Raw genomic sequence first — 399 nt, forward strand, 5'->3', positions numbered from 1 at the left:
GGAGGGAGCTGTCGAAGGTGGGACTGGCGATTGGGACGAAGTCGTAACAAGGTAGCCGTACCGGAAGGTGCGGCTGGATCACCTCCTTTCTAAGGAGCATCTAGGCCGCCAGGCTTGCTTGGTGGTCCAGAGCCACTACGTCGGCGAATGATCGACGGTGGTTAGCTCATGGGTGGAACGTTGACTACTCGGCACACTTGACCAGCTTGTCTTCCTAGTACTGCTTCGGCGTGGAATGGAAGGGGAGTGGCGAGGGTGTCGGGCACGCTGTTGGGTATCTGAGGGAATGAACCCCTCAGTTGCCGGCCCCGGTGCAGCATCACGGAAGTGGTGTGTGACGGGTGGCTGGTCGTTGTTTGAGAACTGCACAGTGGACGCGAGCATCTGTGGCCAAGTTTT

At 58.6% G+C, this 399-nt stretch carries 1 rRNA gene; it reads left to right on the forward strand.

What is annotated here, in order from left to right:
* A 16S ribosomal RNA gene (locus ADK57_RS15395) occupies window positions 1-89 on the forward strand; the annotation flags it as partial.
* Window positions 90-399: the final 310 nt, after the last annotated feature.

The sequence above is a fragment of the Streptomyces sp. MMG1533 genome (assembly GCF_001279775.1).
GTDB lineage: Bacteria > Actinomycetota > Actinomycetes > Streptomycetales > Streptomycetaceae > Streptomyces.